This window comes from Pseudoalteromonas sp. SR44-5 (genome assembly GCF_014163675.1).
Classification (GTDB): Bacteria; Pseudomonadota; Gammaproteobacteria; order Enterobacterales; family Alteromonadaceae; genus Pseudoalteromonas; species Pseudoalteromonas rhizosphaerae.
The window spans coordinates 52,292-78,726 of record NZ_JACJDT010000006.1 but is presented as its reverse complement, the minus strand read 5'-3'; the positions used below and the strand labels follow the sequence as shown (position 1 = coordinate 78,726).

General features: G+C 39.5%; 24 protein-coding genes. 7 read left to right on the top strand and 17 right to left on the bottom strand.

Features of this window, described 5'->3' with window-relative positions; all coding sequences use genetic code 11:
* Window positions 1–37: 37 nt before the first annotated feature.
* The 7 genes from H5154_RS05040 to H5154_RS05010 form a co-directional block, all read right to left on the bottom strand.
* Entirely contained in the window at window positions 38–625 is a 588-nt protein-coding gene (locus H5154_RS05040) for a GNAT family N-acetyltransferase (protein WP_145234394.1), read from the bottom strand.
* Window positions 626–765: 140 nt separating this feature from the next.
* Window positions 766–1,884: a HupE/UreJ family protein gene (locus tag H5154_RS05035; protein WP_182717592.1), complete on the bottom strand. Its 1,119-nt coding sequence runs from the start codon at window positions 1,882–1,884 to the stop codon at window positions 766–768.
* The gene (locus H5154_RS05030) at window positions 1,881–2,888 is read right to left on the bottom strand and encodes a hypothetical protein (RefSeq protein ID WP_182717591.1); all 1,008 of its coding nucleotides are present in this window, start codon (window positions 2,886–2,888) and stop codon (window positions 1,881–1,883) included. The genes H5154_RS05035 and H5154_RS05030 overlap by 4 nt, the downstream gene beginning before the upstream one ends.
* Window positions 2,889–2,939: 51 nt before the next feature.
* A complete protein-coding gene (locus tag H5154_RS05025; RefSeq protein WP_149979975.1) occupies window positions 2,940–3,455 on the bottom strand; it encodes an Ig-like domain-containing protein in 516 nt (171 codons plus the stop codon).
* A gap of 11 nt (window positions 3,456–3,466) precedes the next feature.
* A complete protein-coding gene (locus H5154_RS05020; protein ID WP_149979976.1) occupies window positions 3,467–5,059 on the bottom strand; it encodes a DUF4331 domain-containing protein in 1,593 nt (530 codons plus the stop codon).
* A 174-nt stretch (window positions 5,060–5,233) separates the two neighbouring features.
* A complete protein-coding gene (locus H5154_RS05015; protein WP_149979977.1) occupies window positions 5,234–5,923 on the bottom strand; it encodes an anti-sigma factor domain-containing protein in 690 nt (229 codons plus the stop codon).
* Window positions 5,920–6,459 (bottom strand): sigma-70 family RNA polymerase sigma factor, encoded by a 540-nt coding sequence (locus H5154_RS05010; protein WP_182717590.1) that lies wholly within the window; start codon window positions 6,457–6,459, stop codon window positions 5,920–5,922. Before H5154_RS05010 ends, H5154_RS05015 begins: the two co-directional genes overlap by 4 nt.
* A 363-nt stretch (window positions 6,460–6,822) precedes the next feature.
* Here H5154_RS05010 and H5154_RS05005 point away from each other — a divergent pair, with 363 nt between their 5' ends.
* Together H5154_RS05005 and H5154_RS05000 are read left to right on the top strand one after the other, a co-directional pair.
* Window positions 6,823–7,824 (top strand): branched-chain amino acid aminotransferase, encoded by a 1,002-nt coding sequence (locus H5154_RS05005; RefSeq protein WP_182717589.1) that lies wholly within the window; start codon window positions 6,823–6,825, stop codon window positions 7,822–7,824.
* Between the two features lie 274 nt (window positions 7,825–8,098).
* The gene (locus H5154_RS05000) at window positions 8,099–9,724 is read left to right on the top strand and encodes a diacylglycerol kinase family protein (RefSeq protein WP_182717588.1); all 1,626 of its coding nucleotides are present in this window, start codon (window positions 8,099–8,101) and stop codon (window positions 9,722–9,724) included.
* Window positions 9,725–9,766: 42 nt separating this feature from the next.
* Here H5154_RS05000 and H5154_RS04995 read toward each other — a convergent pair whose 3' ends face one another.
* Window positions 9,767–10,033: a VF530 family DNA-binding protein gene (locus H5154_RS04995; RefSeq protein ID WP_145234376.1), complete on the bottom strand. Its 267-nt coding sequence runs from the start codon at window positions 10,031–10,033 to the stop codon at window positions 9,767–9,769.
* Window positions 10,034–10,098: 65 nt separating this feature from the next.
* Complete coding sequence (locus H5154_RS04990; protein WP_182717587.1) at window positions 10,099–10,401, bottom strand: DUF1496 domain-containing protein; 303 nt, start codon at window positions 10,399–10,401, stop codon at window positions 10,099–10,101.
* A 181-nt stretch (window positions 10,402–10,582) separates the two neighbouring features.
* On the opposite strand from H5154_RS04990, the gene H5154_RS04985 reads away from it, so the two are divergent.
* The gene (locus H5154_RS04985; RefSeq protein ID WP_145234371.1) at window positions 10,583–10,816 is read left to right on the top strand and encodes a TIGR02647 family protein; all 234 of its coding nucleotides are present in this window, start codon (window positions 10,583–10,585) and stop codon (window positions 10,814–10,816) included.
* Between the two features lie 6 nt (window positions 10,817–10,822).
* Here the strand turns inward: H5154_RS04985 and maiA are convergent, their stop codons facing one another.
* Together maiA and hmgA are read right to left on the bottom strand one after the other, a co-directional pair.
* A complete protein-coding gene (gene maiA / locus H5154_RS04980; protein ID WP_182717586.1) occupies window positions 10,823–11,452 on the bottom strand; it encodes a maleylacetoacetate isomerase in 630 nt (209 codons plus the stop codon).
* Window positions 11,453–11,459: 7 nt separating this feature from the next.
* Entirely contained in the window at window positions 11,460–12,761 is a 1,302-nt protein-coding gene (gene hmgA / locus H5154_RS04975; RefSeq protein WP_182717585.1) for a homogentisate 1,2-dioxygenase, read from the bottom strand.
* A gap of 129 nt (window positions 12,762–12,890) precedes the next feature.
* Here hmgA and H5154_RS04970 point away from each other — a divergent pair, with 129 nt between their 5' ends.
* Window positions 12,891–13,322 carry a MarR family winged helix-turn-helix transcriptional regulator gene (locus tag H5154_RS04970; protein WP_182717584.1) on the top strand — a complete coding sequence of 144 codons (432 nt, stop codon included), beginning with the start codon at window positions 12,891–12,893 and terminating at the stop codon, window positions 13,320–13,322.
* 63 nt (window positions 13,323–13,385) lie between these two features.
* Here the strand turns inward: H5154_RS04970 and H5154_RS04965 are convergent, their stop codons facing one another.
* The 3 genes from H5154_RS04965 to H5154_RS04955 form a co-directional block, all read right to left on the bottom strand.
* The gene (locus tag H5154_RS04965) at window positions 13,386–16,463 is read right to left on the bottom strand and encodes a carboxypeptidase regulatory-like domain-containing protein (protein ID WP_182717583.1); all 3,078 of its coding nucleotides are present in this window, start codon (window positions 16,461–16,463) and stop codon (window positions 13,386–13,388) included.
* Between the two features lie 275 nt (window positions 16,464–16,738).
* Entirely contained in the window at window positions 16,739–19,915 is a 3,177-nt protein-coding gene (locus H5154_RS04960) for a TonB-dependent receptor (RefSeq protein WP_182717582.1), read from the bottom strand.
* A 31-nt stretch (window positions 19,916–19,946) separates the two neighbouring features.
* Window positions 19,947–20,810, bottom strand: coding sequence for a S1/P1 nuclease (locus tag H5154_RS04955; protein ID WP_182717581.1), 864 nt, complete (start codon window positions 20,808–20,810; stop codon window positions 19,947–19,949).
* A gap of 221 nt (window positions 20,811–21,031) precedes the next feature.
* On the opposite strand from H5154_RS04955, the gene H5154_RS04950 reads away from it, so the two are divergent.
* Both H5154_RS04950 and H5154_RS04945 read left to right on the top strand, forming a co-directional pair.
* Window positions 21,032–21,928, top strand: coding sequence for a PhnD/SsuA/transferrin family substrate-binding protein (locus H5154_RS04950; RefSeq protein ID WP_182717580.1), 897 nt, complete (start codon window positions 21,032–21,034; stop codon window positions 21,926–21,928).
* On the top strand, window positions 21,921–22,868 hold the full coding sequence (locus tag H5154_RS04945; RefSeq protein ID WP_182717579.1) for a hypothetical protein: 948 nt from the start codon (window positions 21,921–21,923) through the stop codon (window positions 22,866–22,868). The genes H5154_RS04950 and H5154_RS04945 overlap by 8 nt, the downstream gene beginning before the upstream one ends.
* 78 nt (window positions 22,869–22,946) lie before the next feature.
* Here H5154_RS04945 and ushA read toward each other — a convergent pair whose 3' ends face one another.
* Window positions 22,947–24,581: a bifunctional UDP-sugar hydrolase/5'-nucleotidase UshA gene (gene ushA / locus H5154_RS04940; protein WP_182717578.1), complete on the bottom strand. Its 1,635-nt coding sequence runs from the start codon at window positions 24,579–24,581 to the stop codon at window positions 22,947–22,949.
* A 77-nt stretch (window positions 24,582–24,658) separates the two neighbouring features.
* Window positions 24,659–24,856 carry a hypothetical protein gene (locus H5154_RS04935; RefSeq protein ID WP_145234351.1) on the bottom strand — a complete coding sequence of 66 codons (198 nt, stop codon included), beginning with the start codon at window positions 24,854–24,856 and terminating at the stop codon, window positions 24,659–24,661.
* Window positions 24,857–25,119: 263 nt separating this feature from the next.
* On the opposite strand from H5154_RS04935, the gene H5154_RS04930 reads away from it, so the two are divergent.
* Window positions 25,120–25,863 carry a peptidylprolyl isomerase gene (locus H5154_RS04930; RefSeq protein ID WP_182717577.1) on the top strand — a complete coding sequence of 248 codons (744 nt, stop codon included), beginning with the start codon at window positions 25,120–25,122 and terminating at the stop codon, window positions 25,861–25,863.
* 50 nt (window positions 25,864–25,913) lie between these two features.
* On the opposite strand, the gene H5154_RS04925 is transcribed toward H5154_RS04930, so the two are convergent.
* Window positions 25,914–26,333 carry an MAPEG family protein gene (locus tag H5154_RS04925; RefSeq protein ID WP_149979989.1) on the bottom strand — a complete coding sequence of 140 codons (420 nt, stop codon included), beginning with the start codon at window positions 26,331–26,333 and terminating at the stop codon, window positions 25,914–25,916.
* Between the last annotated feature and the right edge of the window lie 102 nt (window positions 26,334–26,435).

The window sequence follows — 26,435 nt, the reverse complement described above, 5'->3', positions numbered from 1 at the left end:
TATTTTGGGGCTTAAAGCGCAAACCTTAAATTATAAGTTAAGTATATTTTAGTTTGTTCAGTAAATGATTCTTCACGGCTGGCCACTCTGATGCAATAATTGAATAAACAACAGTATCGCGAATCGATCCATCTCTTGTTATTTGATGGCTGCGTAAAATACCATCTTGTTTAGCGCCTAGCCTTGCAATTGCCTTTCGCGACTGTTGATTAAAAAAGTGTGTTCTAAACTCAACTGCAATGGCATTGTGAGTATCAAATAAATACTTCAACATCAAAAGTTTACATTCAGTATTTACAGGACTTCTTCGTACAGCCTTGGCATACCATGTGTAGCCTAGTAATGCGCGCTGATGCTGTGCGTCTACGTTATAGAATCGAGTTGTGCCAACTATTTTATGGCTACTATTACACCTTACGGCGAAGGCGCTATTGCCGTTTTTGGCTTCAATAATTGCCCGCTCAACATAACTGTGCATTTGTTCTGGCGAAGGAACATTGGCATACCATAATTTCCAAGACTCTCCATCAAGCACCGCATGTTTTAATTCATCTATATGATGTAAGCTTAACACCTCAAGCGTTATAAAGTGCCCAACCAATGGCATTGGTTTTAACCACTGCATATATTTCCCTTACTCCTAAAACCATTGTTTAATATCTCAACGTTTTGTACATAGAGATGATCCTTTAAGGATTCAATGATAGCAACTTACACAGTGAATTTTACAATTAATTTGTTGATTTCAGCTATAAATCAATACCCTCAAATCCGTTCTATTGACCACTGGAGCGCGATGATCGCGATGGCGAGTGAGCCTGCAGGCATCACCCATTTTTGATACCAGTGATAGTTTCTTGCCCAAATAAGGACTGGTAATGTAACTGCTAATATAGCCAGTTGGCCTATCTCTACACCTAAATTAAATGCTAGCACGCTGAGTAATTGATAGTCACTGGATAGCCCTAATTCACCTAATACACTCGCAAAGCCCATGCCATGTAATAAACCAAAAGCGAATGTGACCCAGCCTAAACGCACAACTAATGGCCAAATATTGTTAAGAGCTGCAAACAACACAGATATAGCGATCCCCAGTTCTACCCAGCGACTGTTAGGTGTAACTAATTGCATTGCAGTGGCGGTCAGAGTGATTGAATGCGCCAAAGTAAATGCGGTAACTATCCATGCGGTGTGTTTGAAGATCGTGACTTTTGATTCTACACCTTGCCATTTTGCTGATTTTTTTACTAATACACAGGTAAGCAACAATGCAATTAAAAATAAGATATGGTCAAGTCCGAGCCAAATATGCAGCACTCCTTGGTAAACATATTGATTAAAAGTGGTGAGGTAACTGCTTTTAGTAAAATCAAAAGTTTGAAGGGTATTATTTTTACTCATCACACGAGTTTGATCATTGATAGTGACAATTGCTTTATGATTGGCATCAGTATCGAAAAATGCCTGATAATGAAATGCTATGGCGCTGTGGTTGGTGCCCAGAGCTGGGCAGGATAATTGCAATTGAACAACTACATAGGGTTGATTAAAATGACTATCAAGCTGCAACGGAGCGTCGCTGGTAAGCGTACATGCTTGCTTGTCCGCTGATGTTACTGTCAGTGAGGTCAGGACAAAATCACTTATGGCGCTATGTTTTGCACTGATCTCATGCCATGCTATAGCCCCATCTTGGTTTAAATCAAACGCCACCTGTTGCTCTAAATCGGCAACGTTGATTTGCCAACTACCCGTAAAATGGCTGTCATCGGTTGCGTTTAAATTAATATAGCTGGTACTTAATTGGTGTGCTTGAGCTGTTCCTTGTAACATGAAAAATAAACACAGGTTACAAAAAAACGCAGTTACAAATGCGTTCATAAAGAGGCTCCTTGCGCACGTGTAAGTAATTGGTGATCGGCATCAAGCTTAGCTTGTTGCCAATTTATTTTTGCCCAGTATAGGGCTTTTTCTGGCTGTTTATTGATGTCTAAATAATAGTGAGCTAAATCACTGGCATGAAAACGGTCTTGACGTAATTCACGCAGCGCCACTCTTTGCGCCATTAAATTTTGCCATTGTTTCAGCGAGGTATCGTTGTAGTGTTGCTCTGCAATTGCCAAGCGCAGCAACAAGGCATCTTCTAAATTTTGTTGATCATTTACCAGTGCAGGCAAAGTGTTTAGCACTTTTTGATAATTCCCTTGCGCTAAATAAATATCTGCCCATAACACTACAAGGCTGACGGGGGCTGTTTTTAATGGCAATGACTGGATATGAGCGAGCGCTTCATCGGGTTTATTGAGTCTCAGTGCCATTTCAGCCAATACATGGCGGGTATCATCGCTTTGTTTATTACTTGTAATACTGTTCGCTAAACTTTGATAACTTTGTGCTAATTGACCGTCTTGGCTTAGTACATCAAATGTACAGGTATTAATTACATCCATTGCTGTTAGACCCAAGAGTTTTAAGCATTGTTGTTTAGCGGCTTTAAAGTCACCTTGAACCATTAGCATATTGGCGCGTAATAGATGGGTGTTAACATGGTTAGGATCGCGTTTTAGTACTGCATCGGTGATTGCTAAGGCTGCTGAAAATTGATGTTCACGTTGTAAAACGCGTGCATACATGTAGCCAATTTGTGGTGTGGGAGATTGCGCATAGCGCTGCTGTAACTGGTTTTTTAATAAGCCTTGGCGAAGCTCAGTTTGACCTACTTGTTGGCTATTTATCAGTAACGTCATTAATTCGTCTTGATTAAGGTGTGCGGTATTTATTGCGCGGGCTTTTGCGATGATCTCGTCATCTGCTGGCGTATAAGGTTCAGCCCCTGCATTAACTGAGATCAATAAACAAAGGTAAGTAAAAGCACGGGTGATCATAGCATTCTCCTTAAAAAGGCCATCCATGGCCTGCAAGTATTATTGTGTGATTTAGTTGTTACCTAACAAATCGTCAAATGTGGCATTTTCATCCGCATTTGTGAATGTACGGCCGTTCACACTCAGTGGCTTATCGGTAGCCGCTTGGTTAAATGCTGCACGGCCTAGTAGTGCAAAATCGACTTCAAGTGCTTCAATAGTGATATCAACCATCGCAGTAACTTGGCTGTTTACCCCATCACTGACTGCAAAGGTAAAGCTATCAGAGCCAGTAGTTTCAAGGTTCGGCGTATAGGTGTAACTACCATCACTATTAACCACTACCATGCCTAGCATTGGCTCAGTAACCAGACTGAAGGTAAGAGTATCTCCTTCAGGATCAGAACCTTGTAGCATGTCTTCAATTACAACTTCGGTTTGTGTGGTTACCATATCAGCTGTTGCTGTAGGTGCTTTATTTACCATCGGTGGTATCTCGACGGTGTTATGGTCGTCATCATTGCTACAGCCGCTGAGTGTAAGCGCAGCAAGCAATAACCCAAGATGTGATAATTTAAAATGTTGCATGAGTGTTCTCCTTATTTAGACCCTGCAAGTGGAGTTGCTAGATATGGAAAGCTTGCATCCATCATCGTAGCGTTCACTGGTGCACCATCGGTAAATGGTACGTTACCTACACTGGCATCATCAGATGTACACAGGCCTAAATCAGTATTTGTGCCATTTACTGGAATTGGGTAGCATAAGCGACCCATTACCACACGTAGCGCAATATCAACTACATCATCACCAGGACGACGGCCATTTGGGAAACCGGCTAAATCATCACCAGCAACACCAAATGCTGATTGATCTGCCTGTGCTTTAGCTGCAATTGCTGTGTTTAAACGTAACATTTCAGCACCTGTAACAGTGGCTAATTGATTAACGCCCGGGAAACCAGTTAGAAATGCAGTTACTAAGTCATTACGTGGAAAATTCGTTGGTGCAAGGGTCGCTAGATTTGCCCCTAAGGTGGTATTAACCGCATCTTTAAACAGAATATTTAAAAGCTCTGGTAAAGAAGGGTGGGTAACATAATCAATAAATTGAGCATCGTCTTTAGGCTGTGAACTTGAGAAGGTATCTTTGTCTTTTAAACCAATTACCAACTCATTAACAAGTGGATTACCTAAACGAGATACTTGAGTAAGCGCACCACCGTTTACTGCATTGTTAGCAAATTTAGCATTCGGGTTTAGAATACGCGCCTGCGGTAAGCTTGCTGTAGTCCATGTACCAATAGTGCCGTTGCCATTACCAACTACACAGCTTTTAGGTACTTCGATAGCAATTGCGGTCACATTTTTATCTGCTAAGTCATCATTATCTGCCGATTGTGTAATGCCTCCAGGGAAGCCCGCGCCATCACCTGCGCCCGGCGCACTGTCGCCTTCTACCGGCACATAGTTCACTAAGTCAAAGGTTTTGCCTAGGTTCACTACGAATGGGTCTTTACGTTGGCCAACAAATACTTTTGCCATACCGTCACAGCCTGGGATCGCTACTTGATATACAAATTGCGCTGCGTAGCTTTTATAACCATCCATTGATGAAAACGTTTTATCGCCAATATAATCAAGTGGCTTGTGGAATTCATTACTGCTGGTCATGGTATTAGTTAGCATGGTTTTGCTACCTGTACGCTGATCACCAGCGATCATCGTCATAGTGTATGATTCGCTAAAGTTAACTGCGGCATTATTGCCAGCTGCAACACCACCAACATTTTTGAGTGGTACAGCAACAGTACGTTGGTTGCCTTCAGGGCCAACGGTTAATGCAACACCTTGATTGTCATTAGGCAGCATACTTTTGAAGTTAAAGGCGAAGCTAATATCTTCAATCGCATCGCCATCGTTATCAATATGGATGCTGTAGGTTGCATCAGGATCCATGGCAAAATAGTTAGGTCCGCCATAGCCATCTTGCAATGGAATATAGTTTGCAATCAGGGTGACATAATCACCACGGCCTTGTTCATAACTGTTAAATGCATAAAAATCTGTTGAATCTAAAGTCGGGAAGCGACTGATATTTGGAGCTTCACGGTGACTTGACGCCTCTGATGGGACGCTTACTAAGGTACTACATACTACAACTGCTAATATTGAGGGAGTTAAAGCTTTCATGACTTTGTCCTTTAGTTTTAGATAGTGGTCACTACTAATACGCAAAGCAATTACCATTGGATGCAATAAAAAGTAAAAAATATTAATGAAATGTATATTTAAAATTACCTCGTTGAATTTAATGGAATAAAAAACCAGCTTTTGCTGGCTTTTTATTGCGTGTTGTTGGTTTACTTACAGTAAAATTAACTCAGTTGTGTAAAGTACTTCGGTGGGAGAGCCTGTTGGTGAGCCTCCAATAGGTTCTAAACTTATGGCAAGTAATGCGATATCTTGCGCGTTGAAACGTGAGTCTTTTAATAGCGATTTAACGCCATCTTTTGGTAAAAGGCCCAACGAAATAGGTGCATCTTGACCTTTTAATATCATCCACAGTTCATAATCCTTATCAGTTCTGGCGGTCAATTTGTCGCTGGCTTTTATTGATAAACCTTGTTCGTTGATATCGATAAACCATAATGGTTTTTCGCTGGCATCTTTAAATAGCGCAATTTGCTGAGTGTTTTGCCCGACAGGCGTTTGTGGCTGCCAAATAATCAAAGCTAATACGATACTTGCTGCGGTAGCAATTAACGACCACGCTTGCCAAATACTTGTTTTAGGTTGAATAACATTGTTTGGTACCACTGCTTGCTGTGGGTCAATACGCTGTGAAATTGCTTCCCAAACGTGGCTATCTGGCGGCACAGATTTAATTGAGCTGGCTAAATTATTTAAATGTTGCTCCCACATCCAGGTTGCTTCTCGAACACGATTTGATGAGAGCATTAAACGTTGAAAGCGTTTACGAGCAGAGCCTTTTAAGGTCCCTAACACGTATTCAGCCGCCAACATATCGATAAGTTTTTGATTGTCATAATTCATAACGTTAAGCACCTTTGCAACTGTTGCAGGCCGCGTCTGATCCAGCTTTTTACTGTGCCAAGCGGAGTATCAATATGATCAACTAACTCACTGTGAGTCAAGCCTTTGTAGTAGGCTAAGTGGATCGCTTGTTTTTGCTGTTCATCTAGTTGCTCTATACAATCAACGAGTTTACTTTTATCTTCGTAATCAATAGCTAAAGGTGAGTCAGTTAAATCATCTGAGATTGCAGAGTCGTCATCTAAGGATTGCTCTTTACGCACTTTGTGATAGCGCAAAGAGTCTAAGCTACGATAACGAACAATGCTGATCATCCAGCTGATCACTGTGCCTTTGGTTACTTGATAATCAGATGCATTGTGCCAAATTTTCACAAATGCATCTTGCAGCGCTTCCTCGGCATGAGCACGATTGCCTAACATTTTTAAGCTGATCGCAAACAGCTTTGCGCTTGTGGCATTATACAATTTAGCAAATGCCTGTTTATTGCCCTGCGCGGTTGCACTTAGTAGAGGTAATAATTCGTCGGTTTCCATAGAGTTCCTATTATTATTGTCAGTTAGTAAACGTATGATGATGTAAAATGGATGCAAAAAACCAACTAAATGATGGGTGCTTATCATTATTTTCATGCTTTTCCACCAGTTAGCCTAGCAGTAAAATACGGCTTATCAAGTTGCGGCGATCAGTTTTATATCTGAGACTGCAGTCCTACATTCATCGTTTAGAGAGCTGGAAATGACGCCGCAAAGCAGAATAATAGGACCTACCAAAGTTAAATACTGACGAAATTGCAAAAAATCCTGTTACTTCCAATAAATGCCTTGTTTTAGTTATGGTTAAACAGTGCATGAATGTCATACAATGGGGTAAAAGTAGACCACATAAGAGAGATTAAAATGGCCGCATTCGGTACCGTATTTATGCCGCAGATGATTCAAGCACGTTTTACTGATAACGCTTGGAGCGAAAGCTCTGTTGTTCCGTCAGATAAAATTGAACTTCATGCTGGTGCACATGTTCTTCACTATTCAAGTACATGTTTTGAGGGGTTAAAAGCATTTCGCCATGAAGACGGCTCAGTCTATATTTTCCGCATGGACGCTAACATTGCCCGCATGAAACAAAGCTCGCATTTATTAAGCTTACCTGAAGTTGATGGAGCCAAGCTTGAAAAAATGATCATTGATATTGTCCGCCAGTATGCTGATGAAACGCCGTTACCACCGGGCTCTATGTATATTCGTCCAACTCATATCGGTACTGAAGCTGCCATTGGTAAAGCGGCTGTGCCGTCATTAAGTTCATTATTGTATGTGCTATTATCACCTGTGGGTGATTACTTTGCTGGTGGCGCGACTGCGCTGCGAGTATTACTAGAAGAAGATGGTATGCGCTGTGCCCCGCACATGGGTATGATCAAAAGTGGTGGTAACTACGCTAGTGCATTAGCACCCATTACGGCAGCACGCTTGCAACATCAAGCCGACCAAATTCTATTCTGCCCAGGCGGTGATGTACAAGAAACTGGTGCCGCAAACTTTATTTTAATTGATGGTAATGAAATTATTACTAAAGCGCTAGATAGCACCTTTTTACATGGCGTGACGCGCAGCAGTATTTTAACCATAGCTAAAGATTTAGGTATGACAGTATCCGAGCGCAATTTTACAGTCACTGAATTACTTGAGCGTGCTGCAAAACCGGGTACTGAAGCTGCTTTATCTGGCACTGCTGCGGTATTAACCCCAGTGGGTACTTTTATTCATAATGATAAAGAATACAAAGTGGGCAGTGGTGAAGCAGGGCCAACGACAATGCGTTTGCGCCAAGCCCTTAACGATATTCAATGGGGTAAAGCACCAGACACCCATGGCTGGTTAACCAAAATCGACGTGTAAAGTTAAACGATATGTTTTTATAAAAAGCCTAGGTTATTTATAACCTAGGCTTTTTTATGGTCTAAATTATTTAATAATCTATACTTTCAACTGTGTAAGTTAGCTGCAAAGGTGTGTAAAAATAACGTATGTAAACACAGGAAGTATCACTAAACTAATCAGTTGATATCTTAATGCTATGAAATATATATGAATATTTATTTCTGTGAAATTTTATTAGTGGCGCATAGATTGCATTTCTGTTTGGGTATAACTAACGACAAAAGGAGCGTTTATGTGGGCCGCAATAAGTTACTTATTACTGGCAATTGTATTTATCATTATGGGGTGGCAGGTTAGTCCTAGCTATTTTTCGCTGCTATTCTATTGGACGGCTTTATCTCTATTACTGGTAAGCGGTGCCTATTTTTTTAATATTGCAAAAATTTTTCGTAAACGAGAAAACGGTGTTATCCCGTTTTACATTCGTTGGGCTTTCATACCTTTTTTATTGGGGGCACAAGTTTATAACGCGTGGAGCCGAAAGCACGATAAAGTACCGCCATTACAACAAATTAACGAACACTTATTTTTAGCCTGTCGCTTATTCCCTTCAGATATAGATACTTTAAAAGATAACGGTATTACCGCGATTTTAGATGTAACCTGTGAATTTGATGGACTTGAATGGTCATCAACACAAGAAAACATAAACTATTTAAATATCCCAGTGCTTGATCATCGAGTCCCAACACGTTCGCAGCTTAATCAAGCGATTAACTGGATTGCCCATCATATTAAAGATAATCGTCGTGTGGTGGTGCATTGTGCGTTGGGTCGTGGTCGTTCAGTGTTTGTGATGGCGGCTTATTTACTCAGTCAAAATAAGGAGGCTGATGTACATCAAGTGCTTGCGCAAATAAAAGAAACACGCGAAACCGCTAATTTAAATAAACACCAACTGCGTCAACTAGTTAAACGCCATAAAAAGGGTGAGTTATTAATCAAAAATAAAGCGGTATTAATTGCTAATCCAGTTTCCGGCACTAAGTTATGGCAGCAAAAAGAGCATTTAATTGTTGCGCGTTTATCTGCTTATTATAACTTAAAAGTGATGATCACATCAGTCGAGCAAAATGGGATTGTGTTGGCCAAACAAGCGATAGCTGATAAACCAGATATGATCATCGCCTGCGGCGGCGATGGCACAGTGGCAGAAGTGGCAAGTGTTTTGGTAAACACAGACTGTAAATTAGGTATTATCCCATTTGGCACGGCCAATGCTCTAGCACATGTGTTAATGGGAATTAAGTCAAAGTTGATCCCTGTGGAAGTAGCATGTGATTTGATTATTGAAGGGCAAACCAAGCAAATGGATACAGCATATTGCAATGGTGAGTTGATGTTGTTGTTAGCAGGGATTGGCTTTGAACAACACATGATTGAAAAAGCCGATCGGGATACTAAAAATGAGCTTGGTCAGTTCGCATATTTACAGGGCTTCTGGCAAGCTTTGGGTGAACAAAAAGCCCAAGATTTCACCGTACAGCTAGATGATAACGAGCCGCAGCAAATACATACCAATAGTTTAATTGTCGCTAATGCTGCACCTTTTACTACTTTACTAGCGCAAGGTGGGGGACAGCCAGATCATTACGATGGCTTGCTCGATGTTAATTGGCTCACTCCAAACCAAGACGCATCAGCCAATGTATTAAGTATTGCTGAGCTGGTATTTAGCAGTATTACCCAAGCACATTTTGCGATTAATTCACATCATACCAATGCGCGCCGCGTTGCAATATCGGCGACTCAGGAAATAAAATATGTACTTGATGGTGAAGTTAAAAGTGCTGATAAATTGATCATTGAAATTACTCCGCAATCACTGGCGGTGATCTGTGCAGAGCAGGTCGAGTAACTGAACTTGTTGCGCGTTATAAGCTATAACGCGCAATGGCTGTTACTTCTTTTTAATACTAGGCCACACAAAACCGCTGTTTTGCGGTTGTGCATCGACACAGTTATCGAGGTATAACTGCTCGACCTTGGTACGCGCCCAAGGTGTTTTACGTAAAAATTTAAGGCTCGATTTTACACTTGGGTCAGATTTAAAACAGCGAATATCAACATGCTCACCCATTGCTTTCCAGCCAAGTGTTTGCTCGAGTTTTACTACTATTTGTTCGAGTGTAATGCCATGTAACGGGTTGTTTGCTTGCTGATTCATAAGTCACTATTGCTTGATAAAAGTCGCTGCTATTGTAACGTAACTGTGCGTTGATACCAATTCTATTAATTAACGCGAATTGTTTTAGGGGCGGTTGGGTAAATAATTTCATTTTGCTCGTTGAGCATTAACCAATTTAACGCGCTATTATTGTGATGAGGGTTTTTTGCTGCACAGATCACCCGCACATTAGCCATTAAAATAATCGCACCTTCACTGTAGCGTTGATCTTCAAACCAACATAGTTGCTGCTCGCTAACTTTATTTTTTGCGTCAAGAAACAAGGCTGGTTTTTGATTATTACTGAAACTATTAGCCGAGTAAATTACACTGATAAAACAGATGCCTATAATCGTTATAATTCGCATATTTAGCCTTTGCATTAAAAAATAACTACACTAAGCTTATACCTAAGTTACCCCAAAATACTAGTTTCAGTTGCAATTAAATGCGTTTAAACCAGCCCACTTAGGGTTTTAGGGTGACTTGGCCATAAAATGTGTTAGGGTAAAATCCACAAAAATAATTTTCTAAAGACAAGGTGAACACATGCAATTTAAACAAACGATGATTGACGAATTTACACTGTTAGCAAAATTTCCATTAACCAGTAAAATGCAAGGTATTAAGTTACATAGTGATGCTGATGAAAGCTTATTAAGCGCGGCACAACGATTGTTTGATAAAGGTATTATAGATAGCCCAGATGGCGGTTACTTAACCGATCTGGGCTTAGATCTGATAGAGCACGTAACCGTGCTACACAGTGCGTTGGGTAATTAAAAAATATCAGGCTGCATCCGGTTGGTTTTGTGGTGCAGCATCAATAAATGCATCAAGCTTGTTACAACGTTCATAAATGGCTGCTATTTTCGGATACGCAGTCATATCGACGTTAAAACGATAAGCATTAAATACTTGCGGCACTAAACACACATCAGCAAGGCTAGGTTTATCACCCACACAATATTCATTTGTATGATCAAGTAGCTGTTCAATTTTTTCAAAACCAACCTCTACCCAATGACGATACCAGGTATTTTTGATTGCATCGTCAGCACCAAGTTCACCACTTAAATATTTCAGTACCCGTAGGTTATCAATAGGATGAATATCGCAGGCAATGGCATAACATAAATTACGGATCTGGGCTTTTTGCCAGGCATCACCAAATAATAGTGGTGTGTCGGGGTGTGTTTCTTCAAGGTATTCTAAAATTGCCATCGATTGTGCGAGTACACCGTCATTGGTTTCCAGCGCAGGTAATAACCCTTGCGGGTTTTTATCTAGGTATTCAGGTGCTTGTTGCTCAGATTTTAGTAAGTTAACAGTTACTAACTCATGCTGAATATTTTTTAAATTAAGCGCAATACGCACGCGATATGCGGCAGATGAACGAAAATATGTATAAAGTTTCATGGTTCAATTATCCTTGTGGGCCACTGTAGTGTTTTTTAATAGTACGCCAGCAGTCAGTGTAGTTAGGTTGGCGCTCTTTGCCTTGTAATGCGTATTTTGTTGGTGAAATAACGTAACGTGATTCAAACATAAACGCGAGGGTATTTTCGTAGCGTTGCGGTTCAAGCTCTGCGTTAGAGGCCTTTTCAAATACATCAGCTTCTGGGCCATGCGGTGACATACAATTATGTAAACTCATGCCTCCTGGTACAAAGCCGTGCTCTTTGGCATCGTACACGCCTTCAATTAAGCCCATAAATTCACTCATAATATTGCGGTGATAATAGGGTGGGCGGAAGGTGTTTTCAGCCACCATCCAGCGTGGAGGAAAAATTGCAAAATCAATATTAGCAACACCTTCTGTGCCTGACGGGGATGTCAGTACTGTGAAGATAGACGGATCCGGATGATCAAAGCTCACTGTATTCATTACATTAAAACGTGCTAAATCATATTTATAGGGTGCACTGTTGCCCGTCCAGGCTACAACATCTAAAGGGGAGTGGCCTATATCACAGCGGAACATATTACCGTTGAACTTAGCAACCAACTCAAACTCACCTTCTTTATCTTCAAAGGCAGCAACAGGGTATTGAAAATCACGGTCGTTAGCGTAGCCGTTGGCTCCCACTGGGCCGCGCTCAGCTAACACATAAGCATGACCATAATTTTCACAGATATAACCACGAGCAGTATCACAGAGCAAAACGACTTGGAATTTAATGCCACGCGGGATCACTGCGATTTCACCCGCTTTAACCGTTAAATTACCACATTCTGTTTTCAGCAGTAACTGACCTTGCTGCGGCACAAATAACATTTCGCCGTCGGCATTATAAAAATAACGATCAGTCATTGATTTATTCGCTACATAAACATGGATGCCAATTCCTGTTTGGCCATTGGCGCTGCCGTTTGCAGCCATAGTGATCAAACCATCAATGAAATCGGTTGGCGTGGTTGGAATATCAATTGGATCCCAACGAAGCATAGTAGGTGGAGTTGGGACTTCGGTAATTGGAGCGGTGCGAATTAAACCGTTATCAATTGCGCTGTAATCACTTTGGACAACCGATGGGCGAATACGGTACATCCAAGTGCGGCGGTTATCAGCACGCGGCGCGGTAAATGCGGTGGTACTAAATTGTTCAGCGTATAAATCGTATTTTACTTTTTGCGGGCTAAACTGCCCAATAGGCAATGCGCCAGGCAGAGCTTCGGTTTCAAACTCATTGCCAAATCCTGTCATATATTTTAATTCGCTGGTCATCACTCGACTCCTTTATGTTTTACTGTAAGATACTCTCAAGTGAGACTAAATTCAAACATCATGCTTTTTGCCACTGTACATATTTATGGACACTTAAACATGATTGTAAATTAACAGGACATAGCCGTTATGGCTCTCGATTTAGAGACATTTTTACCTTATCGTCTGGCTAACTTAGCCAGTAAAATGAGTGAACAGTTTGCACCCGTGTATCAACAACAAAGTGATTTAAGCATTCCTCAGTGGCGTATTTTGTTTAATTTAGCCCAGTTTGGACAAAGCAACGCGAAAGCATTGTGCGAGCAAGCAGCAATGGATAAATCCACGGTATCGCGGGCTATTAAGGGATTGATAGATAAACACTATGTAGTGAGCTTAATCGATCCAGCAGATAAACGCGCCAGCTTGTTAGCGTTGAGTGAGCAAGGGTTGGGCTTGTATCAGCAATTAGCCTCAGCTGCTATAGCGTGGGAGAAGAATCTGTTGGATGTTTTAACTCAAGCCGAGTATCAAACCTTGCTTAGTTGTTTAGATAAGTTAACTAGTAAATTAGATGAATAAAACAAAAAGCCCATCAAAAGATGGGCTTTAAAATTAATTTAATTTGTAAGTTACCTTAGCAAATTAGAATGTGTATTTAACACCTACACGCATTTCCCAAAGTGACGGCTTAGTTTCCACACTTGCACCTGCTGGATCATTAAAGCTGGTGTAAACGTATTGACCATTAACAATTTCAGTCGTTACAGCACTTTGTAATGCACTGCCGCTTTTCAGCACGCCCCAATCGTCATTTAGCATGTTACCGATGTTTTTGATAACAAAGTATGCTGAGCCTTTTTGATCATCAGTAAAGCCCATAAATTCTTGCTCAACTTTGAAATCGAACGTAACCCACCAATCACCATCAATACTATTACGGTTATTGATTTTACCGCGAGTTAGGCCTTCGCTTTCAACCCACTCATTAAAGGCTGCTTGATCAAAGTCAGCACCATACACAACTTGGCTGTCGTCAAGTGTTGGTACATATAATAATTGCCGCGCAGCACCATTATATCCAAGAGCATAGTTATTGTTGTCATCAAAACCATAAGAATACGGCGTGGTTTGTTGAGCTTGACCAAATAAGTTGAACTTAGTCTCGTAACCATCAAATAACTCATGGCTATACGCTAAACTCATTGTAAAGCGGTGCGGAATTTCATAGTTAGATGTTGCCACACCTGGGTTTTCAGAATCAGACACCGCAACGTAATGATAGTTAGAAAATGCTACAGAGCTAGTCATCGGGTTAACATCTTTAGACACTGTATATGCATAAGAAAGAGCAAAGTCAATGCCATTATCAAATGACTTATTCATTGCAAGAGACAGAATATGCGAGTAAGCATCATCACCTTTAACATTGGTTAGCAAGAAGTCAGAACCACCATTATAAATAGGGCGACCATCTGGTGCTGTGCCAGTTTTGTTATACGATATGTTTTTAACAATGGCTGAGTCTTGCTTATCGGTATAAAGATAATCAACATTAAACACATAATCGCTTTCAGTGATATAAGTACCACCTAGTGAGAATTTCCATTCTGATGGAATCTCAAAGTTAGGATCTGTCACATTTACTGGAGCATCTGCGCCACCTTGACCTACTTTATCATATAAGCCTTGTGGAATATCGTAACCAGGTTGACCTGTGCCATTGAATGCGACAGCATCCGGACCAAGGATTTGCATATTTTTTTGATTAACTTGGACATTACGAACACCATCGTTTGAATAGCTGTTAGAAATCCATACGTTAGGGTTACCACCTGAATATAAGCCAATACCGCCGCGCAATTCTAACTGATCATTATATATCCAGTTAACACCTAAGCGTGGTTGAAGTAAGTCAACCCCATCAAGGTTTTGGCTATTCGAATAGCCATAACGGTCTTCAAAGTTTTGATTATGGGTAGGTTTATCGTTACTTGTATACCAATCATAACGAAGGCCTGCAGTAAATGTTACATCATAATCAATTAGATCAAATTTGTCTTGGAAGTATAACGTATTTAATGCGTACTTAAATTCACCTGCTGCATCGTCAGGGTTTTGACTTTCGGCATTGCCGTAATAAACGCGAGCTAGACCTTCTTCAAAATCCTTAATTGAAAAGAATTGATATTCCCCTTCCGAATGCGCTACAAATAAATTATATACATCGAGTTCTTCACGCTCATAGCCAAATGATAGCTCATGGTCTTCAAGGTAATATGTACCACCTAATTTGAGTGATAAATTATCATAACTTAATACGTTTGATTGGCGAGAATCATCTGGACCTAAGTAAACATTAACACTTCCAGTAAACACATTAAATTCACCAAAACCAGATGCTGCATCAAGTGAATTTTGACGGTTATCAAGTTTTGAATAGCCTACACGTACTTCAGTTGAGAAATCATTAGTCCAATCTGAGTATAATGACGTTACATATGACTCAAGTTTTGCGCCACGTTCATAAAAATGATTAGACAGAGATAATCTGCTTGAACCACCATCCGATTGAGCGATTGAGAAGCCATCATTGTAGTTATATACAAAGCTTGCACGATGTTCGTCGTTTATGTTCCAATCTAGTTTAACTAAGATTTTTTCATCTTCAACGGGCATGCTAGGTATCATAGTACCTGGATCATAGTTATACGTGTCTTTAGCGATTTGGGTAATATGATCTATAGTTGCTTGGTCAATTCTTTTGTTTACAAATGGCGTATATTCGAAAATCTCAGCGCCTTCAAGCTTCTCATAAGAAGTGAATAAGAATAGCTTATCTTCAATAAGAGGAAGGCCTACGTTAAAGCCGTAACGTTTTTCTGAGTAATCACCAAGCTCTTGTTTCTCGCCTTCAATTGAGTCACCTGACATTGAGTCATTGGTATAATCATAGAAGAAACCACCAGTGATTTCGTTGGTACCTGACTTTGTTACGGCGTTAATGTTACATGAAGTAAAACCACCGTATTGAACATCAAATGGTGCAAGTTCTACTGCAACTTGTGCAATTGAATCAAACGAGAAAGGCATTCTTTCAGTAGGGTAACCACTTGAGTTTAAGCCAAAGTTATCGTTCATACGAACGCCGTCAACAGTTAAGCTGTTAAAACGTGGGTTACCACCGCCACAATTGATAGCACCAGCGTTTGTTTCATCGATATAGATACGTGGATCAGCGCGAATAATATCTTTTAAGTCACGGTTAATAGCTGGTTTGTTTTCTAAATCATCTAAAGTGAAATAAGCAGCTGGACCTGTGCTGCCTGATTGAGCGCTAATTGGTGCGCCACTAACAACGATTTGTTCCATTTGTTGCGAGCGAAGTGCAACAGTTACTGGGTAAGTTTGACCAAGAGTTAAATAAACATCATCAAGTTGAGTATCTTCATATTTATCAGAATCAACAATGATTTTATATGGGCCGCCTACGCGTAAACCTTTTGTAGAAAAGTTACCTTGTTCATTTACTGTTGTTGTTTTTGTTGAACCAGAAGGTAAGTGGATAATAGTAATTTGAGTACCAGTGGCTGGGTTGCCATTTGGACCTGTGATTTGGCCTTTTACAGATGATGCAGTTTCATTTGCAAACGCTGCGCCACTTACGCCAACACAAGCTGCGATAGCAAGTGAAAGTGCTGTTTTGCGGAGTTGAATTTTCATTATTTATTTCCCGTGTAAGGTGTAATATTTTTTAGTTTTGGTATTAATTTGCTCGGATTTTCCAAGCAGCTAAATTGTACCCTATTATTTCATTACAAATAAGTTACATTGCACATAAATTTGTAATAAAAGTAGTTTAGAACAAAATTGCGGTTTTTCGAGCAATTTAGTACCCATGGGTCAATTTACTCATTAAATATGACAAAAGTATGAAACCCAGTGCTTTATGCATAAAAAAACCCGCTAAAAGCGGGTTTTACATAGAGTTTTAAAAATTAGAACTTGTAGCTGATACCAATCTTAGCTTGCCATGTTGATGAGCTCGTTATTTGGCTATAGTTTCTTACATCAGCTCCACCAAAGCTATTATCAATAATATAGCGTCCTTGGTCATCAAGACCACCAAAATCATAAATAGATTGGTCTGAATAGCCCAAGCTTTTTTCTATACCCCAATCGCTATTAAGTAGGTTAGCGAAATTATCAATCATAAGGTATAGCTCGCCACTATGGCCGTTAGCAAAGCCAGGGATTTCTTGTTTAATGCTGATGTCCATGGTGGTAACCCAAGGCTGCGTTCCAGTATTTTTACCGATAATGCCGCCACGTTGAGAGATACCTGCGCGATCTAAACGCTCTGCTAATTGTGCCCAATTCATTTCAGAATCAGCCCAATTGACATTCGCATCATCAGCACCCGTTGGAATATAGGCCAAATAAGCACTGCTACTAAATAAAGAACTTGTGTCACCTAAGTGAGCATCTTTATGCATATTCATTGTATAACTAAATGGACGACCAGAATGGCGTTCAAAATACATATTAAATTTAGTCGCATAACCGGCAATAAATTCAGCATTGTAGCCTAAGTTAATTTTGAAACTATGCTCAACTTCATAAAAGCCACGTGCTGCCACATCTTGATTACGATTAGCAGTAATATTGTGCTTATAGTTACCTTCGGCTTGCGACGCTGATCCAACAGAAGACTCAGTAACATCTTGATGAGCATAACTTGCAGAAACAAATAAACCGTTATCCCATTCTTTAGCAATACCAGTAGAGATAATGATAGAGCGACCATCGTCGGTTGAATTAGTCATTGCAATATCAACATTATCTTTCAATGCACCACTGTAGATGGTTTCATTAATTACACGCTCGCCGTCAGCCGCTAAACCGATAGGACGGATAGAGGTATTATGCCATACAGCTTCATTTTCTTTTTTGTGGTAAGCAATTTCGGCCTGCCATTTAAAGCCATTACCTAATAGTTCAGAATCAAATTCATATTCAAAGCCAACTTGAGCGCGAATACTTGAAGGTAACTTGAAATCAGGATCAATGTAAGCAGTACTTCCTGCGCCTTGCTCTAACGAATTTTTAATAACATCAGGGACCTGAGTGATATCTGCTGGGTTATTTTGGTAGTAGTCGTTTATTACACTATTTGGTGCAGAAACGAGGGTAATACCATCTTTTTGAAATGAGTTGTTATACCAGACATTTGGAATACCGCCTTGGAAACGACCAATTCCACCGTTAATAGTTAATGCTTCAGTTGCATAATATTTAAAGCCAACGCGAGGTAGAATAATATCTAAACCATCAAGGTTCTCTTGATTACTAAAACCATAGGTGCTTAGAAAGCTTTCATTAAGAGTCGGTTTATCATCAGATGATAAGCGCTCATAGCGAAGGCCAGCTGTCACTTCTAAGTCATCATTTAAGTAAAAGGTATCTTCAATATATAAAGCTAATTGACTACGAGTTACATCATAGGCGGTATCTGCTGAATTATTAGTGTACGCATTTTGATAAGAGAAATCATAAGCACCTACTTCGCGGTTTGCAAAATTTTCTAGACTAGTAAATTTCCATGTACCTAATGAGTTTTCAGCAAACAAGTTATATAAACGAAGTGATTCATATTGAGCACCAAAGTTTATCTCGTGCTCGTCCATTAGATAAGTTGCATCAAGTGTCAGTGTTAAGTTTTCAGTTTCAGATTTGTTCGCATGGCGATATCTATCAGTACCAAAATTAAAGTTAGGGCCCTTTCTGCCATTTTCTTCTACGGTAATGCTACCTAAGTTTGAGCGAGTAATACTGTCAGAGGTCACATCTTTATAGGCAATACCAATCTCTGTTGAAAAGTCTTCAGTCCAATCAGAATAAAGTTTAGTGGCAAAATTATTAAACTTAGTAACATATGCATATGTATTTGATTTTAAGACTACTCTATTTCCACCTTTACTCTCATTTTTCTCAGCTTGATCGTCTTGCCATTGATATGTGAAATCTAGGCGATGCTCATCACTGGCATTCCAGCTAAGTTTAACTAATAAATTTTTGTTGGTGTCTTCAGGCGCGCCTGCTAATGAATCGGTTAAACCATATTCGTCATTTAAAATAGCAATAAAACGATTGTAGCTGTCTTCTGTTATTTTAAATTCATTTGCAGCACCAGAATCCTTAAAGCCATAATCTAAATCCTGCTCACTTGACCACTGTGCGTAGTTTACAAAGTAAAATAGTTCATCTTTAATAACTGCGCCACCGACATTAAAACCAAAACGTTGTTCAGTTTGAATCGGTTTTACTTTATTCGTTGAATAAGTTTTATAACCGGCTTTATCAGTATCTTCTTCTTTAATTGTTTGAACATCGCCGGCCATATCCGGTGTAGATGTTTCATAGAAACCTGAAAATTTGAATTCATTAGTACCAGACTTCGTTACGGCGTTTATTGTACCGCCGCCAAAGTTACCTTTAGAAGCTGAAAAAGGCGATACGTCAACTGAAACTTGCTCTATTGCGTCAAGTGAAACGGGAGGTTGAGACGTCGGGTAGCCACCAAAATTTAAACCAAAGTCATCGTTTTGACCAATACCATCAACAGTTAGACCGTTAGTACGAGGGTTGCTCCCCGCAAAAGTTAACTCGCCATTACCATTGATACTTGCTAAAGGATTTAGACGGGCAATATCTTTAATGTCACGGTTAAAGCTTGGCATGTTATTGATTGTATCTTCGCCAAAGGTACTGCTTGAACCACCAGATTGCTGAATAATTTTATAGCCTGATACTTCAATTTTTTCGATGTTAGCTGCTTGAAGCTGAGAATTAAGACGATATGTATCGCCCAGTTCTAAATATATATTTTCAAGCATGGTATCGGTAAATTGGTCTGAATCAATAAACACAGTGTAAGGGCCGCCAACACGTAAACCATTGGCAATAAAGGTACCGCTTTCATTGGTTGTTAATTCGCTTACAGTGCCAGTTGGTTGGTGAATAACTTTAATTTTCACATTTGCAGCTGCAGTGCCAGAAGGTGTAGTAATTTTACCACGCATAGCGGATGAGGTATCTGCTGCCATTACGCTTGTAGAAACACCTAAGGCTAGGATCACAGCCCCAGTTAATTTCGAAAGGCGAAGCTTATTCATTTTGTTGATTCCCGTGGAAAGTTAAGGTTTATTACTTGTTTGTGTTAGCTGACATCTTAAGTGCCTTTGCTAACGGTTTTGCTGAACTATCAAATAACGTATTTAATAATCCTGCTAATCGAATACCGGCTTGTTGTAAGCGAGTTTTAATAATCGGTGTGTTTTCGTAAATGTAGCTAAAGCCAATCTCGTCATTATTTAGCTTGTATAGTTTGTCAGCTAAATTGTGTGACTCTGTTACCCATTGTTCTGGTGAACTGGCTAGGTACTCAGCAATTATTTCTGCATTATTAGTATCAATAAACTGCGCGAATTCAGTGAATGATAGGTTCTCATTTTCGATTAATTTAGTGTCCCACAATGAGTGCAGGTTGGTTGGCTGGCCAAAAAAGGTAACGTTAACACGGTTACCACCTCTGTCTTCTGCACGTCCGGCATGAAACGGCTGATGGCTATCGCCAACTAAATGAACAAGAAAGCGTAAGCTAAAACGTTTGGCATCTATTGAGCTGTTTTTGTTTTTTAGTGTATCGATGGCAAAATACATCCCTTCAAGAATGTTGCTTACATTATCTTTATTTAAATTTTCATCGTGGTTGTGAGTAAATGTAGTTGAGTTGCTTGGCGCGTTGATGTAATGCCAACGAGAAGATTTTTTTTGCCAAAAAGGACTCGGATCAGAGCGCATTTCATCAGCCCAAGTAGCAATTTGCGCTAGGCTTTGCCCTTCTAAAAGTTCTTTAAGCTCTGCTTTAGTTGCGTCTGTTATGTGATTTTCGGCAATTTTACCGACAATTCTGTGGCCATTTTGTCCCCAAGCCAATACATTTTGTGATGATAAAAGTACTGCGCCGACTAAAAGATAACTAAATCCATGTGTAATTTTGCGTAACATTTGTGTTTTCCTCAATGATCTTATTTGACAAGAGCGGCCTCTTCTATGGCGCGAATTGTCCTGATTTTGAGATAAATAGGAAGGACTCAAAGAAATTCATAATTTCCCATTGATAGTTCTTTCAATTCATAAGCTTAACTGTTTTGGGTAAAATTACTTGTTGTAATAAGTAATTTAAATTGGTCAAATAGGAGGATGAATCGTTTTGGATTGTTGAACTTTTGAAAATTAAACAGCTGCTTTTGCAACACAGCTTCTTTGTTACTGTTTTGTTACTGTTTTTTTTGTTGGTTTGGCTCAGTGGCCAGCTGAGTGTGGTTACATCAACGGGGACCTTGAAGCCTTTAATTGAAACATCTAGTCGCTGTCAGACGAGGGCAACAGAAAACCAATTGCAATTAATTGTCTATGCCTCGTCGCAAAAGGTTGCTCGTTCTTTAACACAAAACCTGTGTGACGATCCCGTTGTAGCAAAACAATATGGCGAAGTGATCGCTTTATGGGGTTACCGTACTGCCGATAGCATTGAGTTCATTGGTAAAGGTATTGCTGATTTAATTTTAGCAAAAAACAACATTATGTCAGCCTTCAAAGCTGAATCGACCTATAACTACCAGCCTGTGGTTGGCTTTCCAAGTTATACTGCGTTTTTTATTTCAGCTAAAGAAAAGCCAAAAATTAACAAGCAATACTTTTTGGGGAAACGGATTGGCTTACTTGATTATCCTACAAGCCGATCTGGGCATATACTACCTAAACAAAAGTTTAAAGATTTAGGGATCAACCTTGAAAATTTAAAAATTACTTACGCCAGTTCACATAATGAGCTTAGGGAGTTATTAGCCAATGGACAGGTTGATTTAATAGCCTCTTTTTGGAAGGAAGCAGATCAGGCGCATTTTTCTAAAAATTATATAACTCCAATCAGCGATAATGTAATAGGCACACGTTGGTACTTTAAAATGCAGCATGAGAACACTGATTTGCTGTGCGCTATCCAATCTCAATTAATCCAATTATCTAAGCAGCAAGTGTCGACTTATTTTAATCATGTTGAACCATATTGGCATTGTTCAGCGGGTAAAGCTGAATTCTTAGGAGAGCAACGTGATGAATAATAAGCGCTTGTTTGGCGTGACACTGCTTATTTTTAGTGCGGCGCTATTGACGTTTAAACTCTCTAGTTATCTGCAGCAGGCGCAACATAACGATTTAATAATGGCTGATATTGAAAACCGAATTGCACTAGATTTACCTCGGTTAGACTTATCAAATCGTTTTTTGAAACACTCGGGTAATCATGATGCTATTGTTGGTTATCTACAACGTTTGAATATGCAATTGATACAACAGCCAATTCAAGTTAATACCATCAATGATGTCTCACTGGCATTAACAAATAATGGCCGCGAAAGTCGGATAGAGTATCTTGAAACAAGTGATCAAAAAGTTGCGATTACATTTTTAATTGAGACGCGTTGGTGGCATATAAGCGATATTTATACCTTTATGGTATTGTTATTATTGGCTTTTTTATTTTCTAAGTGGGCTGAACTTATTAACCGAACATCGCTGAAACACTTAGCATTAAAAGAACAAGTAGAGCAACTTCCACTGATTAATGTGCAAGTGAAACTAGTGATTGATTTGCAAGCCAAAGTTTTGGCTATTAATGATAACGCTGAGATAAAAGCTGGCTTAGCTAACAAACCACTGTGTTTTTACTTGGCTTTAATCGAGTTTTGCGTTGAGAATCCGGACGTGATACTTAATCAAAACAAAGATGTGCCGGATGAGTTAATTGAACTTGCTAATAAGTATTTTTACCGATTAACACAACTTGGCCATACTATTCGTAAACGGCCTAATTTTACTAACAGTCTAGAAAAAACCTTGAGTGAAATTAGGGCTGCATTGGATGAGGTACTTATTGAACACTCACAGCTGAAGGAGAAATATTACCCTCCTAAGGCACATGGTGAAGGCTCTCGGTCACGGTTACATAGTTATGGTTTATCGAATATCAAAGCAGATGATATAGAGGTGATAGGCAAATAACCTTAACCTGGTTAGTAAGTTAGTTCAGAATAAAAACCTCACACTGCTAATACTTAAACTGTGTGAGGTAAGCTCTGATTATTTAGGAGCAAATTCAATGGCTTTGACTGGACTATTTTCAATAAAGAAGCGTTTCAATGCCTGTGCATCTGTTTCGTCAGTGCTGACAAATCCTTTATGATTTATCAGTATCGGGTAGCCGTCACCGCCAGATGCATTGTAGCTATTAATGCTCATGCGATAGGTTTTGTTTTTATCCAGAACTTTGCCGTTGATCATCACTTTAGTCAGCGCATTATCGTTACGCTCGAAGCTTAATTTGTGGTATTGCAAATAAGCACCAGAATCCGGTGGGAAACTAGTTACAGTCTCAAGGTAATCCCAAAGCTCTTGGCCTTGCCAATCAACATACGCGATGCGATTTTTAAAAGGGTGTACTTTTAAAATATCTTTATAACTAACTGCACCTGCAGCAATACTATCACGTACGCCACCGCCACTGATGATACCAAAATCAGCGCCAACAACATTCATTTGTGCTTGCACAATAACGCGCGCTAAGTTGGTTTGTTGATAACGAACTTTATTGCGATCGCCCTCAAGCTTTGCATCAACATAACCAATTTCACCTTCAATTTGTTTTGCACCTTTGGCTTGGTAATCAGCTAAAAATGTTTTTAAGGCAGCGTCTGGTTTGATGTATTCGTTGGCAAGCTCAGGCTTAATTGAACCATCAGCTTGCGTTTTATCAACGTATAAGTTAACTGGCAATAATTTATAATCTAATAAGGTTAATACGCCGTTTTCTTGTTTAAACTCGGCTTTGCCGACATATTTACCCCATTCATGAGCTTGCATTATCCACGTACCATTTTGTTGGTCTGGTTTACATGTCATACCGGGTTTAAAGTTATCGTCATTTTTATTTTCGCTTGCCATGCACACAGGTTCTTGTGAGTGACCGCCGATGATCATATCAAGGGTATGAGCTGGTAAAGAGCGGGCAAGAGTAACATCGCCAGGTGCATTTATACCATAATTCGCATCAACATAATGACCCATATGAGTTACTGCAATCGTGATATCCGGTTGATACTGTGCTTTGATTTTCTCGGCTAAAGCTTGGGTTACTGCAACGGGCTCTTGAAATTCAAGGCCGCCGATATACTGCGGGTTGCCGATTTTAGCGGTATCTGTGGTTGTCAAACCAATAACGGCTATTTTCAGCCCTTGCTTGTTAAAAATCTTATAGGATTCGAAGGCATTTTTACCGGTTTTTTTATCAATTATATTAGCCGAAAGAAGCGGGAAATTTGCCCACTGCTGCTGTTGTTTTAAAACACTCAGTGGATTATCAAATTCATGATTACCAATCGCCATCGCATCGTAACCAATTAATGACATTCCTTTAAAATCAGGCTCTGCAAATTGCAGGTCTGATTCTGGAATGCCTGTATTTATATCACCACCAGATAGAAGTAGCACTGCGTGACCTTGTTGCTGCGCATTAGCACGTAACTGGTCTATTAAGGTTTTACGTGCAGCCATACCGTATTCACCTTTTTCGTTATGCCAAAAACGGCCATGATTATCATTGGTATGTAAAATGGTGAGATAGTGAATATCTGCTGTGTCAGCTTGTTGAACGGAGGTTTGATGATTACTACATGCAGTAATGCTTAGTAATAGGAAAAATGAAAGTAATATGCGCATAATATGACCCGTGTTGTCAGTGTTGTGCTATTTATTAAGCGCATAGTTTAAACTAGTTTTATTGCAAAATAACGTAATTATTCTATTTTAATGTCATCTTGGAAATTTAACTTTCCAGTTGCCGCTAATTGACGTCGCTGTAACTCTTGTTCTGCTAATGCTGATTTTTCATGGTTATTACCCACCATCCAGTTTAAAAAGCTTGCCGGTAACTTAGTGTACGCCTCTCCTTGGTGTAAACCAAAATCACAGATGTGTTGCTCTTCATACGACATAGTTGTTAATCCTGTTGTGTGTGTTTTATTGTTATAAATAATACTAACAAAATAAACTCGGCTATTAAGACGATTTCGTTTTAAACAAAATTTATTTATAACGTGAGTGAATAACAACACATTGTAACCACATGTAATTTAAATGTAATCAATTCGGTTTGATTTGTTTAAAGGTACGTTTTGCTATCGTAATCTCCACAAGAGTTCTTTATTATTTGCATTAAATTCACATAACCACAACATTCTTCAGGATAGATATAATAATGAAAAAACTATTACTGTGCGGTTTGTTAACCGCAACCTCATTTGCAAGCCATGCCACTGTAGTTGAAATGCAAACTTCACAAGGCGCTATTAAAGTCGATTTGTTTGATCTACAGACTCCGAAAACAGTTGAGAACTTTTTAAGTTATATACAAAGTGATGCGTACAACCAAACCGTGATCCACCGTTCAATCAAGGACTTTATTATTCAAGGCGGAGGCTTTACTTTTACCGATGATTTTAAAGCGATCACAACGTCACCAGCTGTTGTGAATGAGCCAGAACTATCGAATGTAAAAGGCACGATTGCCATGGCAAAAGTCGGCGGTGATAAAAATAGCGCCACCAGTCAATGGTTTTTTAATCTCAAAGATAATAGTGCAAATTTAGATAAGCAAAATGGCGGTTTTACCGTATTTGGTCAGATTACAGCAGATAGTTATGCAGTGCTTGATAAGATCTCTGCTTTAGTGCATTGCGGTGAAATACCGGTAGTTAATCTAACTAAAGACCAATGTGCAAGTGCAGATACTACGCTGACTATTGCTAATTTAGTGTCGATCAATAGTGTTGTGGTACTGGATAATGATCCAAATTCGTCAGTAAATTTATCTCCAAAAGAAAATACGCTAATTGACGATCCAACTCCAACTCAGCCTGATGATGGGGATAGCTCAAGTGGTAGTATGAGCTGGTTACTACCATTATTATTGCTTGGCTTTAAACGCCGCCGCGCAGCTTAAAGGTATATACTTGCTATCGGGTTATGTGTCCCGATAGCAAACGTAACGCTTTAGAGTGCAAATACCCGCATTACTAATAACACCCACATAGTTAAAACCAGTAAACAGCCAAGCAAAAAGCTATAATAGCGAGGTTTTACGCTATTGCTGCCTAAATGAATAATACTGTGAATGACGCGCGAAATCACAAAACCCCAGGCTAAAGTAATAAATACATAACCCGCTGCATTGAGCTGTAAAGCAGCTAAACAGGCTACAAAAAATAGCACTGGTATTTCAAACTGATTAATAAAGTTTCTACCGGCAATATGTACATCATCACCCGCATTATTTAATTGCATAGTGGCAAAATCTTGCATAGTAATCGTTTTGTTACGCGCCGCACTAAAACGGCGGCGGCCCATGACTACCATTACCGTAAAAGTGAGTAGTACCTGAGAAAACATCGCGAGTAATACATATTTTTCCATTAAGAGTCTCATTTGATAAATAACCTAGCTTTAAGCCTAGCAGTTTGTCTTTATAATTCACAATGTGTTACAAAGTATTTAGAAAAATGATTGCAAGGGTTT